This is a genomic window from Pseudomonas sp. J380 (assembly GCF_009827115.1).
Taxonomy (GTDB): Bacteria; Pseudomonadota; Gammaproteobacteria; order Pseudomonadales; family Pseudomonadaceae; genus Aquipseudomonas; species Aquipseudomonas paracarnis.
This window is the reverse complement of sequence record NZ_CP043060.1, coordinates 1,749,893-1,775,655: the sequence shown is the minus strand read 5'-3', so window position 1 is coordinate 1,775,655 and position 25,763 is coordinate 1,749,893. Positions and strand designations below refer to the sequence as shown.

Below are 25,763 nucleotides of genomic sequence, written 5' to 3'. Positions count from 1 at the left end.
TGGCTTGCCTGCGATAGCGCCTTGCCAGCCGACGCTTCTCTACCTGACACCCCACGATCCAACTGTGGGAGCTGGCTTGCTCGCGAAGGCCGCAAGCCAGCTCCCACATGTTTATCTGCGTTATGCCTGTTCCAGCTGCGCCAGCCGTTCTTCCAGTGCGGCAATCCGCGCTTCCAGCTCTTCAATCCGCTCCACCGAAACAGCCCCCGCGCTACGCTCTACCGGATTCCCCCGTGCGGTCATAATCGCTTCAATATCTGCCGGGTCCCCTAGTGCATGGGTATACCGGTCTTCCCGCTGCCCCGCCTGACGCGGCACCAGCAGCGCCAGCCCTCGTGCAATCAGGCGTTCGAGCTGATGCACAACCTGTTCGGCATCCTCAAAGTCATGCATGCGCCCGCTGCGGGTGAGCAACTCGTTGACGGTCTGCGGCCCCCGCAGGAACAGCAGCCCGGTCAGGATCACCTGGGCCGGCACCAGTTCCAGGGCCTTGTCCACACGGTGCTCCCAGCGGTCGGCGCGGCTGCCCATCACCAGGCGCGTGAAGCCTTGGCCTTCGAGCGCGCGCAGGCTCTGGCCGACCTGGCCTTGGCTGAGGTTCATCACCGGCTCGCGGCTGGTCTTCTGGTTGCAGGCCAGCACCAAGGCGTTGAGGGTGAGGGGGTAGGTTTCCGGGTTGGTCGCCTGTTTTTCGATCAGGCAGCCCAGGATGCGGATTTCCGTGCTGTTCAGGCGCGGCTCAGGGGTGTCGGTGTCGTGCTCGGCGGTCATCGCGCTTTCCCTATGCAGTGAAGCCCCTTAGCCTAAGCTTGAAAAAATAAAAGACAAGCGCCAGGCATGGCTATAATCGCGGCTGGTTCCAACCCCGCCATTACCGTGAGACTGTCATGACTATTTCCCTGTACGCCGCTTCCATCCCGGTCTTCAAGCAAATGCTCAACGCCCTCAGCGATGTGCTGAACAAAGCTGAAGCCCATGCCAGCGCCAAGAACATCGAGCCCAACGCCTTGCTGCAAGCGCGCCTGTTCCCGGACATGTTCCCGTTGGTGCGCCAGGTGCAGATCGCCGTGGACTTCGCCAAAGGTGTGTCGGCACGCCTGGCCGAGATCGAAGTACCGAAGTACGAAGACAGCGAAGTCACCTTTGCCGACCTGCAAGCGTTGATCGCCAAGGTCCTGGCCTTTGTCGACACCATCAAGCCCGAGCAGATCGACGGCAAGGAAGGCATCGAGATCGTCACGCGCCCAGGCACCCCGAAAGAGAAGCGCTTCAGCGGTCAGTCCTACCTGCTGACCTACGGCCTGCCGCAGTTCTTCTTCCACGTCACCACCGCTTATGCGCTGCTGCGTCATAACGGTGTGGAAGTGGGCAAGCGCGATTACATGGGCGCGTTCTAAACCCGCAAGCACAAAAAAGCCCGGTGCCGTTCTCTGCGAACGGCACCGGGCTTTTTTATGGGGCTGTGTTAAGCGGCCTGTTCTTCCTTGCCCAAACACGCCGCCGCGGTAAACAGCACATCGGTAGACGAGTTGAGTGCGGTTTCCGCCGAGTCCTGCAGCACGCCGATGATGAAACCGACGGCCACTACCTGCATGGCGATTTCACTGGGGATGCCAAACAGGCTGCACGCCAGGGGAATCAACAGCAGCGAACCACCCGCCACCCCCGATGCACCGCAGGCACACACCGCAGCGACCACGCTGAGCAGCACGGCAGTCGGCATGTCCACGGCGATGCCCAGGGTGTGCACGGCCGCCAGGGTCAGCACGGTGATAGTGATGGCGGCGCCGGCCATGTTGATGGTGGCACCGAGGGGGATCGACACCGAGTAGGTGTCTTCATGCAGGCCCAGGCGTTTGCTCAGCGCCAGGTTGACCGGAATGTTCGCCGCCGAGCTGCGAGTGAAAAACGCGGTGATGCCGCTTTCGCGCAGGCACATCAGCACCAGCGGGTAAGGGTTGCGACGCAGTTTCCAGAACACGATGGCCGGGTTGATCACCAGTGCCACGAACAACATGCAGCCGATCAGCACGACCAGCAGATGGGCATAGCCGAGCAGGGCGTCGAAACCAGAGGTGGCGAGGGTGGAGGCCACAAGACCGAAGATACCCAGCGGGGCGAAGCGGATCACCACGCGTACGATCAGGGTGACGCCGTTGGACAAGTCGTCCAATACCGTACGGGTGGTCTCACCGGCATGGCGAATAGCGATGCCCATGCCGATGGCCCAGGCGAGAATGCCGATGAAGTTGGCGTTCATCAGTGCACTGACCGGGTTATCCACCACACTGAGCAGCAGGCTTTGCAACACTTCGCCAATGCCTCCAGGAGCGCTCACCGTGGCGTCATGGGTAGCCAATACCAGGAACGACGGAAACATCATGCTGGCAACCACCGCAACCACGGCGGCGGCAAAGGTGCCGAGCAGATACAGGAACAGGATCGGGCGGATATGGGTTTCCTGGCCATGCTTATGGTTGGCAATCGAGGCCATGACCAGCACAAACACCAGGATCGGCGCGACAGCCTTCAGCGCCGTGACAAACACCTTGCCGATAAAACCGGTGGCGCGCGCGGCCTCGGGGAACAGCAAGGCCAGCACGATCCCGGCAATCAGGCCGATGACAATTTGGGTGACCAGGCTGACGCGCATTAAACGTTGCAACAGGGAAGGGGCAGCAGTCATAAAGAGTTGTCTCTAGTTTTTTTAGTAGGGCACAGCATTGCAGGCAGAAAGTACTGTAGGAAGTAGGCGCGAAGTCTAGCATGCTGTAGGGCACGTCTCGTTTGCTGCGGCATTCCGTCACCCGTTTCAGCCGGGCTTGGTCAAATCCGGACATGTTCTGTTAAGATTCCCCCCTCTCATCTTTCCTCTCCGTCAGCGGGCCCTTCGGGCTGTCGTTGATATCGTCGTTTCTGGAGTTTTCATGTTGTTTCCTATCCTGCTGCTGTCAGCCGCCGGTTTTACCGTGCTGACCACAGAATTCGTCATCGTCGGCCTGTTGCCGTCGATTGCTCGGGACCTGAACGTCAGCGTGTCCCAGGCGGGGCTGCTGGTGACGCTGTTCGCGTTCACCGTGGCCGCGTTCGGCCCGTTCCTCACGGCCTACTGCGCGCGCTTTTCGCGCAAGCGCCTGTTTATCAGCATCCTGATCATGTTTGCAGCGGCCAACACCGTGGCGGCTTTGGCGCCGAATATCTGGGTGATGGCCGTGGCCCGTTTGATTCCCGCCTTGGGCTTGCCAGTATTCTGGGCCCTCGCCAGCGAAACGGCGGTAGACATTGTCGGCCCTGAGTTCGCCGGGCGTGCGATTGAAAAAATCGGCTTTGGCATTGTTTGCGCCACCGTATTTGGTATTCCGGTGGGCACGCTGATTTCCGATATGTTCGGCTGGCGCACCGCATTCGCCGTGCTCGCGGTGATTGCCCTGGCCAAGGCATTGCTGCTGTATGTCTACCTGCCGGTTACCGCGGCCAAGCACCAGCAAGCCAGCTTGCGCTCACAATTCAGGATCCTGCGCAGCCCCGTGATGCAGGGGCATATCCTGCTGTCGATCCTGGTGTTCAGTGGCATGTTCACCGCCTATACCTACTTGGCAGATATCCTTGAGCGCCTGGCCGGGTTCGACGGTACGTTGGTGGGCTGGTGCCTGATGGGCTTTGGCGCGGTCGGGCTGATTGGCAACTCCCTCGGCGGACGCGCCGTGGATCGTCACCCATTGATCGCGTCCATGGTGTTCTGCGGGTTCATGATCGCGGGCATGGTGGCAGTGGTGCCGGCGATTCACTCGACCATCGGCCTGGCCGCGGCGATGGCGGTGTGGGGCGTGACCCAGGCGGCGATGTTCCTGGTCAGCCATGTGCGCTTGATGAAGGCCGCGCCCCATGCACCGGCGTTTGCCGCGTCGCTGAATATCGCCGGCGCCAACCTCGGCATTGGCCTGGGCGCGATGGTGGGCGGGCATGTCATCGACACTCTGGGCCTGGGCAGCCTGGGGTTTGCCGCTTCGGGGTTTATCCTGGTGTCGATCCTGCTCGCACTGTGGCTGATGACCGCCAAACCCACGGCGCTCAATGCCTGAGCGATCAGGGCAGGGCGGTAAACAACTCCCGCCGGGCACCCTCGGTAATCGCCACAATGCCGGGGTGCTTGACCTTGCGCTCCACTGAGATCGCATAAAACGACTCGGTCACCGCATCGGTCTGGCCAATCAGCGCCACGCCGTATTGGCGCACCACCTCGTCGGCGATCACGCTGGGCGCGATAAAAATCCCACTGCCGGATTGCCCGAAGGCCTGCATCAAGGCGCTGTCGTCGAACTCGCCGATGATGCGGGGTTGAATCTGCTGTTCGGCAAACCAGCGCTGCAAACGGCTGCGCACCACGGTCTCAGCGCCCGGAATCAACAGCGGTGCGCCCTGCAAACACTGTGGGAAATCCCCCCCATGCTGGTCTGCCAACGCCTGGGTGGCGAAAAAACTGATGCCGCATTCTCCCAGCTTCTGGCTGTAGCCCTTGATGTCCAAGTGCGTGGGCATGGGGCTGTCGGAAATCACCAAGTCCAGGCGCTGGATCGCCAGGTCGGCCAGTAAACGTTCGAGTTTGTCTTCACGGCAGGTGATGCGGATCGGTTCGCTCAACTCCATGGTCGGCGCGATCAGCCGGTACACGATGGATTTGGGCACCACATCCGCCACCCCAACGCGGAACGGGATCTGCTGCTCGTCAGGCTGGGCGCGCAGCATCGCCTCCAGTTCATTGCCGGTCTGGAACATCTGCTCGGCGTAGGGCAGCGCCTGGCGCCCGGCTTCGGTCAGTTCAAGCTGGCGCCCGACCCGCTGAAACAGGGCAATACCGAAGGTCTGCTCCAACAGGCTGATCTGCCCGCTGATGGTCTGCGGCGTGAGGTTCAATTGCTCACAGGCGCGCACGATGCTACCGGTCTTGGCCACCACCCAGAAGTAATGCAGTTGTCGATAATTTAGCATCACGGCCTACACTTCGTAAAAATCGAAGTATACGCGAGAAAAATACGAATTTTCCTGAACTGTTCGCCTGCATAGAATGCCTCGCTATCGAGGGGCCACTACTTGGACCCAAGGGTTCTAACGAGGAATACATCATGAAACTCAATTCCCTGGGCGCGGCGTCGTTGCTTGCGCTTTCATTGATAGTGGTCAGCGGCTGTGATCAAGTCGAGAAAAGCGCGCAACAGGTATTAGGCAAAGCCACCGAGTCGGCCAAGCAGGCCATCGACGAGACCCACAAGGCCGCCGAGCAGGCATTGAGTGAAGCCACCCAGGGCTTGATCAGCCCTGAGAAGCAGGAAAAAGACGCCGAAAACGCTGCTGAATCCGACACCAAAGAAACCTAATTCCCCAGCACTACCACGTCAGGACTGACCTATGGATTACCTTCTACAACTGGCCGCCAGCCCCACCGCCTGGGTCGCACTGGCTACCTTGATCGTCATGGAAATCGTGCTGGGCATCGATAACCTGATCTTTATCTCGATCCTCACCAACAAACTACCTGAGAAGCACCGGGCCAAGGCGCGGCGCATTGGTATCAGCATGGCGTTGATCTTGCGCCTGGGCCTGCTGAGCACCATCGCATTCATCGTGCAATTGACGACACCGGTGTTCGAAGTGTTCGGCCAGGCGTTCTCGTGGAAGGACATGATCCTGATCGCCGGCGGCCTGTTCCTGGTGTGGAAGGCAACCACCGAGATCCATCACAGCATGGACCCGGAGCCTGAAGAGAAGGCAACTGTCAGCAACACCGTGACCATCGGTTTTGCCGCCGCCATCGGCCAGATCCTGATGCTCGACCTGGTGTTCTCCATCGACAGCATCATCACCGCCGTGGGCATGACCGAGCACTTGCCGATCATGATCATTGCCGTGGTGGTCTCGGTGATCGTGATGCTGGTGGCCGCTGAGCCGTTGGCCAAGTTCATCAACGACAACCCGACCGTGGTGATGCTGGCCCTGGGCTTCTTGATCATGATCGGCATGACGCTGATCGCCGAAGGCTTCGGCGCCCACGTGCCAAAAGGCTACGTGTATGCGGCCATGGCGTTCTCGGCTGCGATCGAATGCTTGAACATCGCCCGGCGTAACCGGCACGCACGTTTGCTCGCTGCGCGCCAGTAATCGCTGAACAAACAGGCCGGCTGTGCTCACAAGAGCCCAGCCGGCCTGTTGCTGTCTGCTAGAATCGGCCCACTTGATAGCCTGAGGTCCCCCATGAACGAGCCGATTCGCCTTACCCAGTACAGCCACGGTGCGGGTTGCGGTTGCAAGATTTCGCCCCAGGTCCTGGAAGTGATCCTTGCGGGCAGCGGTGCACAGAACCTCGACCCCAACCTGTGGGTGGGCAATGCCTCCCGCGACGATGCGGCGGTATACGCCATCGACGACGAGCGCGGCGTGGTGTCCACCACGGACTTTTTCATGCCGATTGTCGACGACCCGTTCGACTTTGGCCGCATTGCCGCCACCAATGCCATCAGCGATATCTACGCCATGGGCGGCGATCCCTTGATGGCCATCGCCATTCTCGGCTGGCCGGTCAATGTGCTGGCGCCGGAGATTGCCCGCGAAGTGATTCGCGGCGGTCGGGCGGTGTGCGACGCGGCGGGCATCCCGCTTGCGGGCGGGCATTCCATCGACGCCCCGGAGCCGATCTTCGGTCTGGCCGTGACCGGCATTGTGCAAAAGCGCCATATGAAGCGTAACGACACGGCTACCGCCGGTTGCCGCCTGTACCTGACCAAGCCCCTGGGCATCGGCATCCTCACCACCGCCGAGAAGAAGGGCAAGCTGCGCCAGGCGGATATCGGCCTGGCGCGTGACTGGATGTGCACCCTCAACAAGCCGGGCAGCCGTTTCGGCAAGTTGGCCGGTGTAACGGCCATGACCGATGTCACCGGTTTCGGCCTGCTCGGCCACCTGGTGGAAATGGCTGATGGCAGTGGCCTGACGGCCCGTATCGACTATGCAAAGGTTCCGCGCCTGCCGGGGGTGGAGTATTACCTGGACCAGGGCTGCGTGCCGGGTGGCACCTTGCGCAACTTCGAGAGCTACGCCAGCAAGCTGGGGCGTGTGCAGGAGCTGCACAAGCGCGTGCTGTGCGACCCCCAGACCAGCGGTGGCCTGCTGATCGCCGTTACCCCGGAAGGTGATGCCGAGTTCCACGCCGTGGCTGCCGAGCTGGGCTTGGCCCTTGAGCCTATCGGTGAACTGCTGGAGCGACAGACCAACGCGGTTGAGGTGATTTGATGGCGACGGACATCACCGATTACCGCGACATTTTCCTCAACGACCGGCCGATGATGGATACCCGCGCGCCGGTCGAATTCACCAAGGGCGCGTTCCCCGGGGTGATCAACCTGCCGCTGATGACCGACGATGAGCGCCAGCGAGTCGGCACCTGTTACAAGCAGCAAGGCCAGCAAGCGGCGATCGTGCTGGGGCATGAACTGGTGTCGGGGGCAATCAAGGCCGAGCGTATAGAACAGTGGGCGCAGTTTGCCCAGGCTAACCCCAATGGCTACCTGTACTGCTTTCGGGGCGGCCTGCGTTCGCAGATCGTGCAGCAATGGTTGAAAACCGAAGCGGGCATCGAATACCCCCGCGTCGGCGGTGGCTACAAGGCCATGCGTACCTTCCTGCTGGAAACCCTGGAGCAGGCGACTGCCCAGTGTGATTTCGTACTGCTGGGCGGCATGACCGGCACCGGCAAGACCGAAGTGCTCGGCCAACTGCGCAATGCCCTGGATTTGGAAGGGCACGCCAACCATCGCGGTTCCAGTTTCGGCAAGCGCGCCACGGCGCAACCCTCCAATATCGACTTCGAAAATCGCCTGGCGGTGGATTTGCTGAAGAAGCGCGCAGGTGGTATCGAGCAGTTTGTGGTGGAGGACGAGAGCCGCATGATCGGCAGCTGTGCGCTGCCGCTGCCATTGCACAAGGGCATGCAGACGTTTCCTATGGTGTGGCTGGAAGACAGCGTCGAGGGCCGTGTCGAGCGCATCCTGAAGGATTACGTGGTGGACCTGTGCGCCGAGTTCATTGAGGTGTTTGGGGAAACCGGCCAGCGATTATTTGCCGAGCGCCTGACCCAGAGCCTGGCCAATATTCACAAGCGACTGGGGGGCGAGCGTTTCCAGCGGTTGCAGGCGGTGTTGCAGGATGCCCTGGCCGAACAGGCACGCAGCGGCGCAGTGGAGTTGCATCGGGTATGGATTGAAGGCTTGTTGCGTGAGTATTACGACCCGATGTATGCGTTCCAGCGCGAGAGCAAGGGCGCGCGTATCGAGTTTGCCGGGGAGCAGGGTGCGGTGGTGGAGTATTTGCGCGAGCGAGCAGCTCGGGTGGGGTGACCTTTCGGACGCCATCGCAGGCAAGCCAGCTCCCACCTTTTGAAGTGTGAATACATACAAAGGTGGGAGCTGGCTTGCCTGCGATGAGGCCATCGGCTCCACTGAAAATCTAAAGAATTACCGCTCCAATCAACCCACACACCACCCCCACCAGCATGGTCAAGCCGGCCACCGTCACCAGCACCCGCGCATCGAAATCCTTGCGCAGCATCAACAGCGACGGCAGGCTCACGCTCGGCAGGGTCATCAGCAAGGCCACGGCCGGGCCGTTGCCCATGCCCAGGGCCATCATGGTTTGTACGATGGGAATCTCTGCCGCTGTCGGAATCACAAATAGCGTGCCCACAATCGCCAGCGGCACCAGCCACACCAGGCTGTCGGCCATCGCTCCGTCCACATGGGGAAACAACCAAACCCGTGCCGCGCCGAGGATCAGCACCGCCAGGATATAAACCGGGATAGTGCTCCAGAACAGCTGCCACAGCGTGCGTAACCAGCGGCTCAAGAACGGTTGCGACTCCACTGTGCTGACGTCGGCAACGGCTTCAAGTGCTGCTTCCGGCACGTGGTCCGGGCGCGCAATGCGCTGTGCCACCAGGGACACGCCCACCACCAGCACAATCCCCGCCACCAGCCGCAGCGCGGTGAAACCCCAGCCCAGCACAAAGCCCATGAACACCAGTGTGGCCGGGTTCAATACCGGGTTGGCAATCCAGAACGCCAGCGCCGCGCCGACCGACACTTGCTGGCGGCGCATGCCCGCCGCCACCGGGGCCGCGCAGCAGCTGCACATCATCCCCGGCAGGGCGAACAGCCCACCGCGCAGGGTCGAGCCCAGCCCGGCGCGGCCAAACAGGCGCAGCAGCCAGTCGCGGGGGATCAACACTTGCAGTAACGAGCCGAGGATCACCGCCAGTACGGCGGCTTTCCAGATGGCTAGGAAATACACCTGGGCATAGGCCAGCGCCGCCGCCAGGGGCGAGCTTTGCTGGTCATTGAGAATCGAGGCGCCAATGCTGTGGTTGTCGGCCGCTACAAACGCCTTGAGGTAGTAGGGCGACCACTTCACATAGTAGAGGCCGATGCAGGCCACCAGGAGAAACAGCGCAGGTTTGCACCAGAATGCCCAGCCGCGGTTGGGCTGGGTGGAAGCGAGGTTGGACATGGAGAGGATCCGCAGGTGAGTCGATAGCCCGGCATCATACGCCCCTGCGGCCCAAGCTTCAGATATCTGCGCTGACCTGGGTCGGGTCCGGGCAGTTTTCCCCGCCGTTATTCAGCCCTTGCTTGTAGTTGCGGCTGAGCAGCGAAGCCTTGCCGTTGTGCCAGGTCAATGTCAGCACGTACAGGGAGTCGTAGTCATTGCCAGACCAATCATCGGTAATGGTGTGTTTTTCGCCAGCGGCTTCGCTGGCGACTTTGTTGATCAGTTCCGGCAAGTAACCGTGGGACCAGGCCGTGTAGATGGTCGCGTTGCGGTACTTGTCCTCGACCAGTTCTTCGGCCAAGGCACTGGTGTCATTCGCTGAGAACTCGATATTCACCGGCAGGCCGAGCTTGATCGCGCTGGGGCTGATGGTGATCAGTGGGCGAATGTAGCTGTAGGAGTTATCCAGTTCGCCTTCCTCGACGTTACGCGTCGGGTTGGCAGCGAACACATAGTTGGCTTTGCCGAACTTTTCCGGCAACAGAGTCGCCAGGTTCATGGCGCGGTTCAGGCCCTGGCAATTGAGTTGGCCCAGGCCTCCGGCCGGTTTTTCGCCGTGGCGCAGGAATACCAGGGTTTGTACGCCATCGACCGGTTGCGCACGGCTTTCACGGGCGTCCAGGGCGGTGACGATGGCAGCGCTGACCAGCAGCAGCGGCAATACCATGTAGGAATAACGTTTGAGTTGTGGCACAAGGCGCAGAGGCTTGATCTTCATGATAGGTTCGAGTCTTCGTGCGTCGGGTTAAGGCGGACAAGCCCGGCCCCAGTGACGCATCAGCGTCCTGCGGTGTTCCCTGTCGATATAGCAAGCAGCCTCCATTCATTGTTCGGGCGCTCTTAAGAGTGCATTCGGGCGCTTTGGTTCGCCCACGCGGGATACTAGCCGGCAAATGTTGCGCAACGATGACCCATGCACGACGGCAGGCAGATGACTATGATGGGGCTTTCCGACCAGGGGGTTCTCGATGAACGCAATCGCCGCTTTCCCGATCAATAGCAAATGGCCCGCCCAGCACCCAGAACGCCTGCAGCTGTATTCGCTACCAACGCCCAACGGCGTCAAGGTGTCGATCATGCTCGAAGAACTGGGCCTGCCTTATGAGGCGCACAAGGTCAGCTTCGACACCCAGGACCAGTTGTCTCCCGAGTTCCTGTCCCTGAACCCCAACAACAAGATCCCTGCGATCATCGACCCCAACGGCCCGAGCGGGCAGCCGTTGGCGTTGTTCGAATCCGGCGCGATCCTCATTTACCTGGCGGAAAAGACCAGCCAGTTGCTCTCCGAAGACCCGGCCACACGCTATGAAACCCTGCAATGGTTGATGTTCCAGATGGGCGGCATTGGCCCGATGTTTGGTCAACTGGGGTTCTTCAACAAATTCGCCGGCAAGGCGTATGAGGACAAGCGCCCGCGTGATCGCTACGCCGCCGAATCGCGGCGCTTGCTGGGCGTGCTGGAAAAGCGTCTGTTGGGCCGCACCTGGATCATGGGCGACGAGTACAGCATCGCCGACATTGCGACCTTTCCGTGGGTTCGCAACCTGATCGGCTTCTACGAGTCCGGTGACCTGGTAGGCATCACCGATTTCCCTAACGTACTGCGCGCGTTGGACGGCTTTGTCGCACGTCCTGCGGTGATCCGTGGCCTGAACATTCCGAGCTGATGCATGCCGACTTTCGATTTTCAACAACTGGATGTATTCAGCAGCGTGCCGCTCAAAGGCAACCCCTTGGCCGTGGTGCTGGGGGCCGATAGCTTCACCGACCAGCAGATGGCGGACTTTGCCAATTGGACCAACCTCAGCGAAACCACGTTTTTACTGACGCCGCGCGACCCACGTGCTGACTATCGGGTAAGAATCTTCACCACTCTCAAAGAGCTGCCGTTCGCCGGGCATCCGACCTTGGGCAGTTGCCACGCCTGGTTGCAGGCTGGCGGCGTGCCACGTGGGGAGGAGATTATCCAGGAGTGCGAAATCGGCTTGGTGCGTATTCGTCGCCAGGGTGACCAACTGGCGTTTATCGCGCCGCCATTGTTGCGTGCAGGGCCCGTGGAGGCGCCGTTGCTGGAGCGCGTGCGCCTGGCATTGAAGCTGGCGCCCGAGGCGATTGTGCGCAGCCAGTGGGTCGACAATGGTGCGGGTTGGCTGGCGGTGATGCTGGCTGATCGTGACGCGGTGCTTGCGTTGCAACCGGACTATGCGCAACTGCTGGGTCTGGCCGTAGGGGTGATCGCACCCTGTGATCCGACGCGTGATGCGGTGGACGCGCACTTTGAAGTGCGCGCTTTTGTCGCTGGCGATGGCGCCGCCGAAGACCCGGCCACCGGCAGCTTGAATGCCGGCGTGGCCCAATGGCTGCTCGCCGAGGGCCTGGCGCCCAGCCGTTACGTGGTCAGCCAAGGCACGGCGATCGGGCGAGCGGGGCGTATTCATATCGAGCGCCAGGGCGATGAAATCTGGGTGGGCGGTGCCGTAGCGTTGTGCATCGAAGGGCGTCTACAGCTGTAGATCAATGAATTGTTACGCACCCGGCAATACACTATTGGCCCCTCGGCATTTGTGTTGCCGGGACTTGGGGGCATAAGCTTTCGCCCCAAAGTGTTCAGCCATTTTTCAGGATTGCCATGACCAGCCAGTTCCCCCAAGCCCGCCCACGTCGCCTGCGCCGCTCCCCGGAGCTGCGTGGCCTGTTCCAGGAAAGTGAGTTCACCCTCAACGACCTGGTACTGCCGATTTTTATCGAAGAAGAAATCGACGACTTCGTGCCCATCACCAGCATGCCGGGTGTGTTGCGCATTCCTGAGAAAAAACTCGCCGGTGAGATCGAGCGTTACGCCCGCGCCGGCATCAAGTCGGTGATGACCTTCGGCGTCTCCCACCACCTCGACGCCAGCGGCAGCGACACATGGAAAGAACGCGGCCTGGTTTCGCGCATGTCCTCGATCATCAAGGACGCCGTGCCGGAAATGATCGTGATGTCCGACACCTGCTTCTGCGAATACACCGACCACGGCCACTGCGGTGTGATGCACGGTGCCCATGTCGACAACGACGCGACCCTGGTCAACCTCAGCAAACAAGCCGTGGCCGCCGCCCGCGCCGGCGCCGACGTGATCGCCCCGTCAGCCGCGATGGACGGCCAGGTCCAGGCCATCCGCCGTGCCCTGGATGACGCCGGCTTCACCCACATCCCGATCATGGCCTACTCCACCAAATTCGCCTCGGCCCTCTACGGCCCCTTCCGCGAAGCCGGCGGCAGCGCGCTCAAGGGCGACCGCAAAAGCTACCAGATGAACCCGATGAACCGCCGCGAAGCCGTGCGCGAATCGCTGCTGGACGAACAGGAAGGCGCTGATGCGCTGATGGTCAAGCCTGCCGGTGCCTACCTCGACATCATCCGCGACATCCGCGAAGCCTCGCGCCTGCCGGTGGCGGCGTACCAGGTGAGCGGTGAGTACGCGATGATCAAGTTCGGCGCACAGGCCGGGGCGATTGATGAGGATCGAGTGGTGCGCGAGACGTTGGGGTCGATCAAGCGGGCGGGGGCGGATTTGATATTTACGTATTTTGCGATGGATTTGGCGTTGGCGGGGATTTAAGGATATCGTTTCTCCCCTGTGGTGAGCTGGCTAATCACAGGGGGAGGGGCACTCATAACTTAGTTGAATTTTTCGTAATCTTGCGCACCTAGTGACACCAACCATTTCCTGAAGAAATCAATTTGTTCCTGTGGGTCGTTTGTTAGGTTCTCCTCTTCGTAGTCAAACAAATGGACTATGTCGTCGTTGGTAGCTTGCTGACCTAAAGTCATTTCGTATGCGACGAGCCCCGCGCTCATCTGAGAAGCCATTCTTGAAGGTTTAACATTTATTTTTGCCCCTTTGCATAAAAAAGTTATATGCGGGAAGTCTGCTCTGATTTTTGCGAGGCATATATATAGGTCATGCCCTTCATAAACTTTTTTAAAGTTATCGGCCTCTGAAAATGTCATGATGAGCTTCCTTGGGTCATATTTGACGGTGACCTCCTTGTGCTCGTTTTTGATTATCACCTTTATATTTTTGGTTTTCATTTTATTTCCTGTTGGGGTTTGGTATGGAATATCCAACGTAAGTTCCATCAGATTTTACTGGGGTGGCGCCTAATATATCCTCTGGGTCGATTTTGTTATGGATAGCGAATTCTAGCTCTTTAGGGTACGGCGCCTGCTTGCCTAGTTCTGTATTTATATCATGCCCCTCAATACTCTTAAGTGTGTACAAATAGCCTTTTTTATCTCCGTAGCTGGTAGCAAAAGTGATCCCGACTGCCCGTGATGGCGATGTGCTTATGAAATTGCTGGGAGGGTCATTACTGTCAATTGCGTGTAGGTACAAATCTTCGCTATCGCCTTTGCTTTTAAAGCCATTTTTGAATACCTCGTTTGGAGGGGTTTTGTCTCCGCGAAAAAGATACTCTTCGTCATTATGAGGAGTCGGAACGTTGGGTTCTGATTTCTTACTTGATGCTGGAGTTGAAGGATCTTCAGCGCCTAAGGATGGTTCGCATCCTACCGTACCTGGGCATCTGTTCAGTCCCAGCGGGTCTACCCAACCTGTCGGATTGGGCACATACCGGTACCCATTGATCCCACCCGCCAACTTCACCGGGTCCGGTGTCAGGTAGCGACCAATATCCGGATTGTAGTAGCGATGGCGGTTGTAGTGCAGGCCGCTTTCCTGATCGAAATACTGACCCTGAAAGCGCAGCGGGTTGTCAATGTTGCCTACGTCGAGCCGGGCAATCTGGCCGTATGCGCGGTAGTGGGCGGACCAGATGATTTCGCCTTCGGGGTTGGTCAGTTCCTGCGGGGTGCCGAGGTGGTCGAGTTGGTAGTGGTAGGGCGTGGTGGCTTGTGGACCGAAACCTTCCAACAGCGCCAATGGGCGGAAGCTGTCGGGTTCGTAGAGGTAGCTGCGATGGCGCTCTGCATGGTGTTCGGCTATCAGCTTGTCGCCTTGCCAGAAAAACTCGGTGGTCTTGCCGTCTACGGTCTTGCTGATGCGCCGCCCAAATGGGTCATAGCGATAACTGGCGGTTTCGCCGTTGGGCTTTGTGATGCTGATTAACCGATGCTGGCAGTCGTAGCGGTACTCAGTAACGAGTTGCTGGCTTTTGCCGCGCCGTTCGCGGATGAGGTTGCCGAAGGCGTCGTAGTCGTAATGACGGTCGCCCTGAATCATCAGACGATTCGCCGCGACGATGTCCGGGCCGGGGCGGTCTTGCATCAGCAGGTTGCCGGCGGGGTTGTGGGCGAAGCGTTCCTGTACGTCCTGGGAGTGGTCGGCGCGGGTCAGGCGGTTTAGCGGGTCGTAGCGGTAAAGGTGTTCGCCTTTGCGAGTGTCGAGCAGGCGGGTGAGGTTGCCGCTTTTGTCGTAGTCGTATTGGCGTTGGTAGAGGTAGTTTTGCTGCTGCGTAACGGCGTGGGCGTGCAGACGATTCTGGTCGTCGTAGTGGTAGTGGCTGAGCAGTTGGCCTTGCTGGCGCTGATGCTCGCGGCCGCTCTTGAACAGATGTGAGGTGAGCACTTCACCGTTGAGTTCGACGGTAGCGAGGTGGCCGCCTTTATCGTGGGTGAAGGTGACGCGGTTATTGTCCGGCAGGCACAGGTTTTTCAGCTGGCCGCAAGCGTCGTAGCCGTAGCGCAGGGTGCCCCAGCCCTGGTGTTCGGCGGTGAGGCGGTTTTGGCGGTCGTATTCGTAGGCCAGCGCCCAGTGGCCGTCCTCGACGCTAAGGAGGTTGCCCTGGCGGTCGTAGGCATAGTCGACAACGCTGGCATCGGGCAGGGTTTTTCGGACGAGGCGACCGGCGTGGTCGCGCTCGTAACGGGTGATTAGCTGACTGTTATCGTCGCCGTATTCGGTCTTCTCCAGCAGGTTGCCGTTGAGGTCGTAGACGTAGGCGGTGCGCTGGCCGTCGAAGCCGGTTTCCTGGCGGATCAGGCCGTTGGGGTGGTAGTCGAGTTGGTAGGTTTCGCCGGCTTCGTTTTCGATCTCGGTGAGCAATAGCCGAGCGTTGTCGTAGCGGTACTTGACCTGGGTGCCGTCGGCGTTGAGGCGGCGGCTGATCAGGTGCAGGCCATCGGCGTATTCGTAGCGGGTGACGTGGCCGAGTTCGTCGCGTTCGGCGATGATTTTGCCGTAGGGGTTGTAGCTGAATTCCCTACAACTACCGCCTGGCAATACAAGACGAATCAACCTGCCGACGCAGTCCCAGTGATATTGCGTCAGCGCACCATGCTCATCCTCACAGGCAACTTGCCGTCCCAGATCGTCATAGCGATAACGCTTGATCCCGCCATTGGGCAATTGCTCCTCAAGCAACTGCCCACGTTCGTTCCACACCAGTCGATGGCAACTGTGATCCGGGTACCAAACTCCAGTCAGTTGCCCGTGCTTGTTGTAGCTGTAGTCAGTAACCTCACCATCGGGATCGGTCCTACGCGTAACATCGCCTTGCTCATTACGCTCGTATTTCCAGACCGCCTCCCCACGCCTGACAACCCGTACAAAACCGTTGTCATGCTCGTAGGACGTTGGCTCATCATCCCCCGGAAACAGCGCGACCAAGCGCCCGGCATCGTCGTACTGATAGGCCGTCACCGCACCCATCGGGTCTTGCTCGACGGTCAGCCGGCCCTGGTCGTCGTAGGATTTAAAGTGCGTGGCGCCGTCCGGATCAATCCTCTGCACCAGCCGCGCCCGCTGGTCATGGACATACACCTCCTGGCTACCATCGGCGTTATGCACCGTGACACGCCCGTCATCGCCCCAGGCATAGCGCGTGTCCATCTGCAAAAAACTCGCCCAATGCCGCACGCAGCGAGCCGCCTTGCCCGCGCCTTCCCACGCCCAGAAGAAACTCGCCCCACCGGCTAACTGCCGCTCGACAATGACGTGCTGATCGTCGTACCGATAACGCTCGCTTTCACCGACGGCATTGGTCGCACACACCAGTCGGCCAGCTTCGTCATAGGCGTAGGAAACGATGTTCTGCTCGGTTTCCCAAACGTAGGGCTCACGCCCTTTGGCGCGATGCACCTGGTAGTCCACCGCGACAATGCGATCCAGCTCATAACGCAACAGCAACGAGCGCCCCGCGCCGTTATCCAGCCGTTCAATCCGCCCAGAACGATCCCGGCAAAGGCGCAGCCGGTTGTCATACGCATCGCTGATGGTTGTCAGCACACCGTCGCGGAAGTGGTAGAAACGCGAGGCTTGGGCCAGCACCAGTTCATCAGGCGAGGCTCCCAAATAGATCGCCGCTTCGGCCAGGCTATTGGTGATCGCCGGCCGAGAAACGGTGGGCAAGGGCAGGGTAGTCGAGCGGTTCTCATGGTCGGTCCACACCACCGAATCGCCCGACACCACCAGCCGATGAGCCAGCCCATGACTCCAGCCAAACCCCAACCCACACTCGACTTCCACCGCACTGGTGCGGTACAACCGCGTCCACTCAAACGGCAAGATCCCATCCAGCGCGCCGTCGGTAAGGGTCAGCAATTCCTCGCCGGTGACCATCGACACCGGGCAACCGTGGGTGACGGTTTTATCCGCTGGCGCCGCCGCATCCCCCTTCGGGTTCGACGCCACAGCCGGCACATCATCGACAGGCTCCTGACGAACCAACGTGGTGCGCTGGGTCTTGCCGCGCACCATCGACACCGGGTTCGAAACCAGCGTGTCGCCTGCCTTCAACGGCACCACTGGCACCGCCTTGACCGGCGTCGCCGCACTGCTCAGCAACACCGGCTTGGCGGCCTCCACATGGGTTTCCAGCCGAGGCCCCGCCACCTGCTTGGCCAGCAATTCCAACAACGCCCGCGCCCGCCCGGATTTAACGTGACTGAGCACACGAGCCCCCAATCGCACCACCACGCCCATCCCACCCAAGACGCGAATCAGCAGTAGATTGATCAGCACCTCACCGGTAATTTCACCCCACAGTTCCGCCATCTCTGGCGGCGGGAGCATGCGCATCCAGCTGACCAGCGCCGACAGGTAGATAAACAGCAGCGGCTCGTCACTGAGTACCAACAAGCCCTGGGCTATCGCATCACTGCCCAGGGTCAGCAGTTCGTCGAGCTCAGTTTGCGAAAGGTAGTGCAGTAGCTTTTCGCTGTTGGGCTTGAGGTCCGCCAGCAGCGCAGACAGTTCGCCAATGTTGTCCCACAGGCCGTAAAGCGCCTTGCCCAACCCACTGGCAAAAGCCGCTTCCAGCAGGCGGCGCCGCTCAAGCGGGCGGGCGTCTGTGTAGTTTTTCCACTGGGCCTGGAAGGTGTCGGTCCACTCTTTGCGCAGCCGGGCTTCCAACGCTGTGATCACTGAGTGGTAGGACGTATACAGCGCCTTGAGGTGATCCTGGGAAACGTTGGGGTAGAAACTCACCCGGTATTGCTGGTTGCGATCGCACTCGGTGACTTCGAGGATGCCACTGGGGCCGATGGTCTTATGGAGGGGCTCGCCCAGCGGGCCGCCGTTTGGATCAACGCGTTGCACGATCACCGGGGTGTTGCCGATGGGTACGAACCTCGTGCTCTGGAACATATGCACCAGGGTCAAGGTACCCGTGGCCTGGCAGGTGGCGACGGTGCTGCTGGGAAACAGGGAGCGATTGACCGGGGCAACCAGCGCGACGTCATCCCCGACCTTGAACACCTGTTCGACGTCCAGCGCGGAGAAGCTCCAAAAGCTTTTGGCCCACTCGTCAAAGGTGTTCAAGCAATCGCGAAAGTCACGGAAGACGCCCTCGACGTCGACCGTTTCCACGTTCATTGGCGTCAGCGCCAGCCTGCCAATGGCCGGGTTCAAGTGGCGGCCCCGTCAACCGCACGCGTCACGAAAAAAACCATCTGCACTCCCTCGCACTGTTTGATCAGGCGAGGGACTTTGCAGAGGTTTGCCGGGGTGAGGAGTAGAGCTTATCCGGCAGTTGTGTGGGATGTTTCAGTTACTGCCACGCACTGGGTTCGGCATGCCGACGAACCCCGGTTAGACTTACCTGTCGATATCAGCACTGCCCGGCCCGTCGTTAACCAAGGAAGCCTCATGTATTCAACGCGTCTGCTGCTCTGCCTTATTCCTTTACTGGTACTGGCCGGGTGCTCAACTTCCCGTGGCCCCCAGCAGCCCGAGCGCAGTGAAGCCGAGGTGAAGGCGCAGATCGTGCGCCTGCTGCCGGCCAAGGTCGCGGACCGCAACGGCTGGGCCCAGGACATCTACACCGCGTTCGACACCCAGAAAATCTACCCCAGCACCGAAAACATCTGTGCGGTGCTGGCGGTGACGGAGCAGGAGTCCACCTATCAGGTCGACCCGCCAGTGCCGGGCATGGGCAAGATCGCCCAGGATGAAATCCTGCGCCGCGCCGGCAAGGTGCACGTGCCGGCATTCGTGGTGCGCAGCGCCTTGCAACTGCGCTCGCCCACCGGCAAAACCTACGCCGACCGTTTGAATGCCGCCCGTACGGAAAAGGACCTGAGCGCGATTTTTGACGACTTCATCAGCATGGTGCCCCTGGGCAATACGCTGTTTGGCGGGTTCAACCCGGTACACACTGCTGGCCCCATGCAGGTCAGTATCGACTTTGCGCAGAAACAGGCGCGGGGTTATCCCTACACGGTGGACGGCACGATTCGCCGCGAAGTGTTCACCCGTCGCGGCGGCATGTACTTCGGCATCGCCCACTTGCTCGGTTACCCGGTGAGCTACGATCAGCCGCTGTACCGCTTTGCCGATTTCAACGCCGGTTGGTACGCCAGCCGCAATGCCGCGTTCCAGGCCGCGGTCAGCCGTGTTTCAGGCAAAGAGCTGGCGCTGGATGGGGATTTGATCCGCTATGGCTCATTGTTGCCCGGCACCACCGAGCTGGCGGTGCGTTCACTGGGGGCGAAGTTGGATATGCGCAACCCGAGCATCCGCAGCCAACTGGAGCAGGGCGAGCAGTTGGATTTCGAGGACACCACCTTGTACAAGCGCGTCTTCGCCTTGGCTGACCAGGCGGCCGGCAAGCCGCTGCCACGGGCGATCCTGCCGGGTATTGTGCTCAAGAGCCCGAAGATCACCCGCAACCTGACCACGGCCTGGTTTGCCAAGCGTGTGGATGAGCGCTACCAGCGCTGCATGAAGCGTTGATCAACTGCGGCGCTTGACGAACCGGCGCCACAAGCCCACCCACAACCACACCACCGGGAACGCCAGGATCACGAAGGGCAGCACATAGCTGGCACGTTCCAGGGCGTCTGCGGTGCCGTTCACCAGGTTGTCTCCCAGGTTGCTGAACATCCGGGTGAACCTTGACACCTGGTTGGCGCCGTCCGAGGAGCGGAAGTTCAAGGTCATGCGGTTGGTGTCGAGGCGGCGTTGCTGGCCGGCGGCAACCTGGGCCAGTTCCTGCAGCTCGTTTTCAATGCCGGCTTGCTCTTTGCTCAGGACGATCAGGTCGCTGACGGTGATGTCCTTGCGCTTGGCCAGTTCATCGAGGCGTTGCTGCTGGGCTTGCAGGCGGTCCTGGCGACGGCGCACATCCGCCACGGCATCGGCCAGGTCTTCGGCAGTGGTGATGCGCTGGCCGAGCTTACCGCCTTCGGCCGCCAGGGCGACCATCGGCTCCACACCCGTGGGCGCGATTCGCAGGATGATCTGGCCACCCTGGCCGTCTTCGGTAATGCCCAGGATATTGCAGGCACCAAAGCGCGCCGTTTCACACACCTCACGAGTGGCCTGCATACGCGGCGCAAGCAGGGCGCCGGGCAGGGCCAGGGTCAATTCATGCTCATAGGCCAGTTGCGCCCCGGCCTTGCCCTGTTCGCCATTGATGACGGTGGCGCGAGAGTGGTCCGTGGGGGAACAACCGGCCAAGGCCAGGCCGGCGAGCAAGATCAACAGCGGCGCGCGAAGCGGGTGGGAGTTGCCGTCCAGGTGGCGCATGGCGTTTCCTTGAAATGTGCAGGAGAAATTGGCCGAGATTAAAGCGGGTCTGGCCCATTAACGCAAAGCATTGCCCGGGATTTGCCCGGCTGATGGTGGTGGCTGCCGGGTCGGGGCTGGCGTACACCTCAGGCCTCACCCCAGGGAAGCATCCGCCATGAACGCTCAGACTGTCCCCCAAGGCTTTGTCCCGTTGCCGCGCAGCAGTCCGTTGCTGGAACTGCTCGGCCCGGCGTATTGCCGTGGCGAAGGTTTGCAATTGGAAGTCGGCTTGCGCGCCGATCATCGTCACGCCAATGGGCGCGGTACGGTACATGGCGGGGTGCTGGCGACGCTGGCCGATATCGGCATGGGGTACGCCATGGCGTTTTCCAGTGAGCCGCCGTTGCCGTTGATTACCGCCAGCATGACCGTGGATTACCTGGGCGCCGTGCAGGTAGGGGAGTGGATGGTGGTGCGTCTGGAAAGCCACAAGCGCGGACGGCAGATGGCGTTCGCCACGTTGAGTTTGCAGGTGGTGGAGCGGGTGGTGCTGCGGGCGAGCGCGGTGTTCGCGGTGCCGCAAGCTGACAGGCAGTGAGATCAAATGTGGGAGCTGGCTTGCCTGCGATAGCGGTGTGTCAGTTAGCAATGGTCTGACTGATAGACCGCTATCGCAGGCAAGCCAGCTCCCACATTTTGATCGAGTTCATTCAGGGGGATCGATAAAAGAAAAGGCCTGGCTTTTCGTGGAGCCAGGCCTTTTCTATGTTGCTCTATTGGCGTGGGGCTGCTACGCAGCCCAACTGGAGCAAGCTCCCTCGCCACAATAGCGATCCGATTCAGTTGCGTTCGAGCGCCAGGGCGACACCTTGGCCGCCGCCGATGCACAGCGTTGCCAAACCTTTCTTGGCATCGCGCTTGATCATTTCGTGCAGCAGGGTCACCAGTACGCGGCAGCCTGAAGCACCGATCGGGTGGCCGATGGCGATGGCGCCGCCGTTGACGTTGACCTTCTGCGCGTCCCACTCCAGCTCTTTGCCCACCGCCAGTGATTGCGCGGCGAAGGCTTCGTTGGCCTCGATCAGGTCCAGGTCCGCAAGCTGCCAGCCGGCCTTGTCCAGGCAGCGGCGGGTGGCCGAGACCGGGCCGATGCCCATGATGGCCGGGTCGACGCCCGCGTTGGCGTAGCTGGCGATACGCGCCAGTACGGGCAGGCCGAGTGCCTTGGCTTTGTCGGCGCTCATCAGCAGCACGGCCGCAGCGCCGTCGTTCAGGCTGGAGGCGTTGCCGGCGGTGACGCTGCCGTCTTTCTTGAACGCAGGCTTGAGCTTGGCCAGGGATTCGGCGGTGGTGCCGGCGCGGGGTTGTTCGTCCACGGCGAAGGCCACCGGGTCGCCTTTGCGCTGGGGAATCAGGATCGGTGTGATCTCATCGGCAAAGCGTCCGGCTTCGATAGCGGCGGCAGCTTTTTGCTGGGAGGCGGCGGCAAAGGCGTCCTGGGCTTCGCGGCTGATGCCGTACTTGTCCACCAGGTTCTCGGCGGTGAGGCCCATGTGGTAATCGTTGAACGCATCCCACAGGCCGTCGGTGATCATGCTGTCGATCATCTTCGCGTGGCCCATGCGCAACCCGGTGCGTGCGGCAGGCAGTACGTACGGGGCCAGGCTCATGTTCTCCATGCCACCGGCAATGATCACCTCGGCGTCGCCGCAACGAATGGCCTGGGCGCCCAGGTGCAGGGCCTTGAGGCCCGAACCGCAGACCTTGTTCAGAGTCAGGCTCGGCACGGCATGGGGCAGGCCGGCAAGGATCGAAGCCTGGCGCGCCGGGTTCTGGCCGCTGCCTGCGGTGAGCACCTGGCCGAGGATCACCTCATCCACTTGCGCCGGGTCCAGGCCGGTCTGCTCCAGCAGGCGACGGATCACGGCGGCGCCCAGTTCCGGGGCCGGAATGTTCGCCAGCGAACCTTGGAAGCTGCCCACGGCGGTGCGGGTGGCAGCAACAATCACGACGTCTTGCATGGAATCTGTCCTCACTGGAAGTGCATTTCTGGAACGTGGTCCGGGACGATCAGTTTACCGGCGGTCTTGCTCACAATCTCTTCAACGCTGACGCCAGGTGCGCGTTCCTTGAGGACAAAAGCGCCATTTTCGATTTCCAGGTACGCCAGATCCGTGAGCACACGCTTGATGCAGTTGGCACCGGTCAGCGGGAGGCTGCATTGGCTGAGCAACTTGGACTCACCGTCTTTGGATGCGTGAGTCATGATCACAATGATGTTTTCTGCGCCGGCCACCAGGTCCATGGCACCGCCCATGCCCTTGACCAGCTTGCCGGGGATCATCCACGAAGCGATGTTGCCCTGTACGTCCACTTCGAATGCGCCCAGTACGGTGAGGTCGACATGCCCACCGCGAATCATCGCGAACGACTCGGCGGAAGAGAAGATCGAGGCGCCGATGCGTGCGGTGACGGTCTGCTTGCCGGCGTTGATCATGTCGGCGTCGATGGTTTCTTCGGTTGGGAACGGGCCCATGCCAAGCAGGCCGTTTTCCGATTGCAGCATCACTTCCATGCCGTCGGGGATGTAGTTGGCCACCAGGGTCGGAATGCCAATACCGAGGTTCACGTAGTAACCGTCCTGCATCTCGCGGGCAACGCGTTGAGCCATTTGTTCGCGGGTAAGCGCCATGATTGTTTCCTCTTGTTGTTCTGGACGGGGATTATTTGCGGACGGTGCGCTGTTCAATGCGCTTTTCGAAGGTGCCGCAGATGATCCGGTCGACGTAGATGCCAGGGGTGTGGATCTGCGCCGGGTCCAGCTCGCCCGGTTCGACGATTTCCTCGACTTCGACCACGGTGATCTTGCCGGCGGTGGCGGCCAGCGGGTTGAAGTTCTGGGCGGTGTGACGGTAGATAACGTTACCGAAGTGGTCGGCTTTCCAGCCTTTGACGATGGCAAAGTCGCCGGTGATGGACTCTTCCATCAGATACGGGCGGCCCTTGAATTCGCGGGTTTCCTTGCCTTCGGCAACGGGGGTGCCGACGCCAGTGGCGGTAAAGAAGGCCGGAATGCCGGCACCGCCTGCGCGCATTTTTTCTGCCAGGGTGCCTTGAGGGGTAAGCACCACCTCAATCTCGCCGCTGAGCAGTTGTTTCTCGAAGAGGGCGTTTTCACCCACGTAGGAAGCGATCACTTTGCTGATCTGCTTCTGTTCCAGCAGCACGCCCAGGCCGAAGCCATCGACGCCGCAGTTGTTGGAAACCACCGTCAGGTCGCGGGTGCCTTTGCGCTTGATTTCGGCAATGAGGTTTTCCGGAATGCCACACAGACCAAAACCACCGGAGAGCACGGTCATGCCGTCTTCCAGGCCTGCCAGCGCTTCTTCATAGGACGCCACGCGTTTATCGAAACCTGCCATATGCACCTCTTTTATTGTTTGTGGTCCAGCCAGTGAGTTGAGTGTTGCGCCAGTGGATTGATTTGTTAAGTTGTTTTTTAAGGTTGATTGATTTAGAAAACAGCATAGTCCAATCGTCGTCCGGAGCTGTGTCATGACCGTTAAACAGATGCGTGCCTTTCTCGCCGTCGCGCAAAGCCTGAGTTTTGCCGCGGCCTGCGAGCGTTTGCACCTCTCCCAGTCAGCGTTGAGCTTGACCATCAAGGGCCTGGAAGAAGGCTTGGGCGGGCGCCTGTTCAGCCGTAATACCCGTAACGTCGCGTTGACCCCTGAAGGCGAGTCCCTGCTGCCCCTGGCCCGCCGGTTGATTGCCGATTGGGACAATGCCGAAGACGAACTGCGCCAGCGTTTTACTTTGCAACGCGGCCGCGTCACGGTGGCCGCTATGCCGTCGTTCGCCGGCAACCTGTTGCCGCCGATCCTGAAGATATTCCGCGCCCGTTACCCCCAGGTGAACGTGACGGTGCATGACCTGATCAATGAACAGGTGCTGGAGATGGTGCGCGACCGTCAGGTGGAGCTGGGGGTGGCGTTCGAGCCGTCCGATGGTTCGTCATTGGCGTTCACGCCGTTGTACCTGGATCGCTTTGTCGCCGTGGTCCCGGGGGATTCACCCTTGGCACAGCGTGCTGAAATCGACTGGAAAGCCTTGTTGGAGCAGCCGTTCATCACCCTGCAGCGGCCTTCCACTGTGCGAGTGATGCTGGAAGAACACCTCGGTGCCTTGCAGATGAAACTGCCCGTTGCCTTGGAAAGCCATCAACTGGCGACGGTGGGCAAGATGGTTGCCAGCGGTTTGGGGGTTAGTGCAGTGCCAGCGTTATGCGCCAGGCAGATGGAGGAGGCGGGAGCCCATTGCATTACCTTGACTGGCCCGGTGATCGAGCGACCAATTGGGGTGCTGACCAAGCCGGGGCATGAACTGTCGGCGGCGGCGCAGGTGCTGTTTGATATCTTTCGGGATGAGGCGGGGAAGGGCAGGTTTCCAACTTTTTAAATCAGTAAATACAAATGTGGGAGCTGGCAAGCCAACTCCCACATTGATTGAGTACTACTTAGTAGTAACGGTCGATCACTTTAACTTGCGAGCTGTCTTTGAAAGACGCCCAGGCATTGTTAAGTGTGTCGAACACTTGCTCGATAAAGTTGCGATCAGCGGCGGCCTTCTTGCCGACATAACCCTGGCCACGGCGGTACATCTTCAGGCGCGCCGCCAGCTCACGGTTGTTACGGTCAAACTCGGCTTCTTCGGTATGGGGCGCCAGGCAGTCAATTTGCACTTCGCCCGATTTGCCAATCCACAGGATATGGTCGTCGAGTGTGTCTTTCTGCGCTGCGAACATCTCAGCCAATTCATCGATAGTTGGTTGGTTGTTCAGATTCATGTGTAAGCCCCTTGACCAGTTGGCGATCTATCAGTTGATTCGTTAATACCAGTAAGTTGTCTCCGGTCACTAAAACCGGGCGTCAGCGACGGGCTGCCGAATGCGGGCAGGGTCTTGAAGCTGATGCATGTAGTCTTGCTGATGAACTGCTACGCAATGCTCTGATTGCGAAGACAAGCCGCGTTTGAGCGCCTTGTACCTGCCCCTTCCGGGGCCGGTCAGCTTCATCGATCTGCCTTGTGGGCAGTGCACATCCGGAAAAACAGCTCGGCGGTCAGACGAGCCTGTTCAAAACGCTTGTTACCAACGCTCCCGATCCGGGAGACGTCTAGATCATGCAAGGACAAAAAGGTTACGTCAACGGTTATG

24 protein-coding genes are annotated in these 25,763 nt (G+C 60.4%); 12 read left to right on the top strand and 12 right to left on the bottom strand.

The window, feature by feature from the left end:
• Positions 1-120 precede the first annotated feature (120 nt).
• A complete protein-coding gene (locus FXO12_RS07825) occupies positions 121-771 on the bottom strand; it encodes a YceH family protein (RefSeq protein ID WP_054898808.1) in 651 nt (216 codons plus the stop codon).
• Positions 772-887: 116 nt separating this feature from the next.
• On the opposite strand from FXO12_RS07825, the gene FXO12_RS07820 reads away from it, so the two are divergent.
• Positions 888-1,397 (top strand): DUF1993 family protein, encoded by a 510-nt coding sequence (locus tag FXO12_RS07820; RefSeq protein ID WP_003190292.1) that lies wholly within the window; start codon positions 888-890, stop codon positions 1,395-1,397.
• Between the two features lie 68 nt (positions 1,398-1,465).
• On the opposite strand, the gene sstT is transcribed toward FXO12_RS07820, so the two are convergent.
• Entirely contained in the window at positions 1,466-2,686 is a 1,221-nt protein-coding gene (gene sstT / locus FXO12_RS07815; RefSeq protein ID WP_057976629.1) for a serine/threonine transporter SstT, read from the bottom strand.
• 241 nt (positions 2,687-2,927) lie between these two features.
• Between sstT and FXO12_RS07810 the strand changes: the two genes are divergently transcribed.
• Positions 2,928-4,082, top strand: a complete 1,155-nt coding sequence (locus FXO12_RS07810) for an MFS transporter (protein WP_057976631.1) — start codon at positions 2,928-2,930, stop codon at positions 4,080-4,082.
• 4 nt (positions 4,083-4,086) lie between these two features.
• On the opposite strand, the gene nhaR is transcribed toward FXO12_RS07810, so the two are convergent.
• Positions 4,087-4,989, bottom strand: a complete 903-nt coding sequence (gene nhaR, locus FXO12_RS07805) for a transcriptional activator NhaR (protein ID WP_034125797.1) — start codon at positions 4,987-4,989, stop codon at positions 4,087-4,089.
• 134 nt (positions 4,990-5,123) lie between these two features.
• On the opposite strand from nhaR, the gene FXO12_RS07800 reads away from it, so the two are divergent.
• The 4 genes from FXO12_RS07800 to mnmH all read left to right on the top strand — a co-directional run bounded on the left by FXO12_RS07800 (position 5,124) and on the right by mnmH (position 8,387).
• Positions 5,124-5,375 carry a hypothetical protein gene (locus FXO12_RS07800; RefSeq protein WP_054898810.1) on the top strand — a complete coding sequence of 84 codons (252 nt, stop codon included), beginning with the start codon at positions 5,124-5,126 and terminating at the stop codon, positions 5,373-5,375.
• Positions 5,376-5,406: 31 nt separating this feature from the next.
• Positions 5,407-6,156, top strand: a complete 750-nt coding sequence (locus FXO12_RS07795; RefSeq protein ID WP_014717958.1) for a TerC family protein — start codon at positions 5,407-5,409, stop codon at positions 6,154-6,156.
• A 93-nt stretch (positions 6,157-6,249) separates the two neighbouring features.
• The gene (gene selD / locus FXO12_RS07790; protein WP_019817516.1) at positions 6,250-7,284 is read left to right on the top strand and encodes a selenide, water dikinase SelD; all 1,035 of its coding nucleotides are present in this window, start codon (positions 6,250-6,252) and stop codon (positions 7,282-7,284) included.
• Positions 7,284-8,387: a tRNA 2-selenouridine(34) synthase MnmH gene (mnmH, locus tag FXO12_RS07785; protein ID WP_054922271.1), complete on the top strand. Its 1,104-nt coding sequence runs from the start codon at positions 7,284-7,286 to the stop codon at positions 8,385-8,387. The genes selD and mnmH overlap by 1 nt, the downstream gene beginning before the upstream one ends.
• A 109-nt stretch (positions 8,388-8,496) precedes the next feature.
• Here the strand turns inward: mnmH and FXO12_RS07780 are convergent, their stop codons facing one another.
• Entirely contained in the window at positions 8,497-9,552 is a 1,056-nt protein-coding gene (locus FXO12_RS07780) for a permease (RefSeq protein WP_057976633.1), read from the bottom strand.
• Positions 9,553-9,610: 58 nt separating this feature from the next.
• Positions 9,611-10,312: a hypothetical protein gene (locus tag FXO12_RS07775; protein WP_034125794.1), complete on the bottom strand. Its 702-nt coding sequence runs from the start codon at positions 10,310-10,312 to the stop codon at positions 9,611-9,613.
• Between the two features lie 250 nt (positions 10,313-10,562).
• Between FXO12_RS07775 and FXO12_RS07770 the strand changes: the two genes are divergently transcribed.
• The 3 genes from FXO12_RS07770 to hemB all read left to right on the top strand — a co-directional run bounded on the left by FXO12_RS07770 (position 10,563) and on the right by hemB (position 13,198).
• Positions 10,563-11,261: a glutathione S-transferase N-terminal domain-containing protein gene (locus FXO12_RS07770; RefSeq protein ID WP_057976636.1), complete on the top strand. Its 699-nt coding sequence runs from the start codon at positions 10,563-10,565 to the stop codon at positions 11,259-11,261.
• A gap of 3 nt (positions 11,262-11,264) precedes the next feature.
• Positions 11,265-12,107 carry a PhzF family phenazine biosynthesis protein gene (locus tag FXO12_RS07765; protein ID WP_038449690.1) on the top strand — a complete coding sequence of 281 codons (843 nt, stop codon included), beginning with the start codon at positions 11,265-11,267 and terminating at the stop codon, positions 12,105-12,107.
• A gap of 116 nt (positions 12,108-12,223) precedes the next feature.
• Positions 12,224-13,198: a porphobilinogen synthase gene (gene hemB / locus FXO12_RS07760; RefSeq protein WP_057976639.1), complete on the top strand. Its 975-nt coding sequence runs from the start codon at positions 12,224-12,226 to the stop codon at positions 13,196-13,198.
• Positions 13,199-13,257: 59 nt separating this feature from the next.
• Here hemB and FXO12_RS07755 read toward each other — a convergent pair whose 3' ends face one another.
• Both FXO12_RS07755 and FXO12_RS07750 read right to left on the bottom strand, forming a co-directional pair.
• Positions 13,258-13,671 (bottom strand): hypothetical protein, encoded by a 414-nt coding sequence (locus FXO12_RS07755; RefSeq protein WP_034125790.1) that lies wholly within the window; start codon positions 13,669-13,671, stop codon positions 13,258-13,260.
• Between the two features lies 1 nt (position 13,672).
• A complete protein-coding gene (locus FXO12_RS07750) occupies positions 13,673-18,412 on the bottom strand; it encodes an RHS repeat-associated core domain-containing protein (RefSeq protein ID WP_160049801.1) in 4,740 nt (1,579 codons plus the stop codon).
• Positions 18,413-18,685: 273 nt separating this feature from the next.
• Between FXO12_RS07750 and FXO12_RS07745 the strand changes: the two genes are divergently transcribed.
• Entirely contained in the window at positions 18,686-19,771 is a 1,086-nt protein-coding gene (locus FXO12_RS07745) for a DUF1615 domain-containing protein (protein ID WP_034127058.1), read from the top strand.
• Here the strand turns inward: FXO12_RS07745 and FXO12_RS07740 are convergent, their stop codons facing one another.
• Positions 19,772-20,566, bottom strand: coding sequence for a DUF4349 domain-containing protein (locus tag FXO12_RS07740; RefSeq protein WP_057978402.1), 795 nt, complete (start codon positions 20,564-20,566; stop codon positions 19,772-19,774).
• Between the two features lie 157 nt (positions 20,567-20,723).
• Here FXO12_RS07740 and FXO12_RS07735 point away from each other — a divergent pair, with 157 nt between their 5' ends.
• Positions 20,724-21,146 (top strand): PaaI family thioesterase, encoded by a 423-nt coding sequence (locus FXO12_RS07735; protein ID WP_054895767.1) that lies wholly within the window; start codon positions 20,724-20,726, stop codon positions 21,144-21,146.
• Positions 21,147-21,387: 241 nt separating this feature from the next.
• Here FXO12_RS07735 and FXO12_RS07730 read toward each other — a convergent pair whose 3' ends face one another.
• The 3 genes from FXO12_RS07730 to FXO12_RS07720 are packed head-to-tail and all read right to left on the bottom strand — an operon-like array spanning position 21,388 to position 23,970.
• Positions 21,388-22,569, bottom strand: a complete 1,182-nt coding sequence (locus FXO12_RS07730) for an acetyl-CoA C-acetyltransferase (protein WP_057978401.1) — start codon at positions 22,567-22,569, stop codon at positions 21,388-21,390.
• Between the two features lie 11 nt (positions 22,570-22,580).
• Positions 22,581-23,240, bottom strand: a complete 660-nt coding sequence (locus tag FXO12_RS07725) for a CoA transferase subunit B (RefSeq protein WP_005786928.1) — start codon at positions 23,238-23,240, stop codon at positions 22,581-22,583.
• Positions 23,241-23,271: 31 nt separating this feature from the next.
• Positions 23,272-23,970 carry a CoA transferase subunit A gene (locus tag FXO12_RS07720; protein WP_003190329.1) on the bottom strand — a complete coding sequence of 233 codons (699 nt, stop codon included), beginning with the start codon at positions 23,968-23,970 and terminating at the stop codon, positions 23,272-23,274.
• Between the two features lie 133 nt (positions 23,971-24,103).
• Here FXO12_RS07720 and FXO12_RS07715 point away from each other — a divergent pair, with 133 nt between their 5' ends.
• Positions 24,104-25,006: a LysR family transcriptional regulator gene (locus tag FXO12_RS07715; RefSeq protein ID WP_034127061.1), complete on the top strand. Its 903-nt coding sequence runs from the start codon at positions 24,104-24,106 to the stop codon at positions 25,004-25,006.
• A 58-nt stretch (positions 25,007-25,064) separates the two neighbouring features.
• Here FXO12_RS07715 and FXO12_RS07710 read toward each other — a convergent pair whose 3' ends face one another.
• The gene (locus FXO12_RS07710) at positions 25,065-25,394 is read right to left on the bottom strand and encodes a hypothetical protein (RefSeq protein ID WP_003190335.1); all 330 of its coding nucleotides are present in this window, start codon (positions 25,392-25,394) and stop codon (positions 25,065-25,067) included.
• Between the last annotated feature and the right edge of the window lie 369 nt (positions 25,395-25,763).